Source organism: Salifodinibacter halophilus (assembly GCA_012999515.1).
Taxonomy (GTDB): Bacteria; Pseudomonadota; Gammaproteobacteria; order Nevskiales; family Salinisphaeraceae; genus Salifodinibacter; species Salifodinibacter halophilus.
In genome coordinates, this window is sequence record JABEEB010000153.1 from 1 (window position 1) to 290 (window position 290).

The 290-nt window shown below is 69.0% G+C and carries 1 protein-coding gene; it reads right to left on the reverse strand.

The genetic code is table 11. The features are described 5' to 3' along the window. A partial coding sequence (locus HKX41_11110; protein ID NNC24680.1) for a hypothetical protein occupies positions 1 to 290 on the reverse strand: 290 nt, incomplete at both ends.

The window sequence follows — 290 nt, forward strand, 5'->3', positions numbered from 1 at the left end:
AGCGCATAGGCCTTCTGGTTCGGCGCCAGCGCGCAACGCACGCGGGTGTCAAACAGGCGGCGATCGCTCTCGACCAGGCCCGGCAGCAGCGAGCCGCCGCCGCCTTCGAACGTCACGTAGTACTTGCCGCTCTTGCCGTCGCTGACGCCGGCGTTGGTGCCCTTGACCGTGTACTGGCGGCCCTTGTAGCGATCGGCGACGACCGCGGCGTTTTCCTTGGCCTGGGCTTCGATCTCTTGCGCCAACTGCTGCGCCGACACGGCGATCGGCAGCGGCTTGGGCGCGGCCGA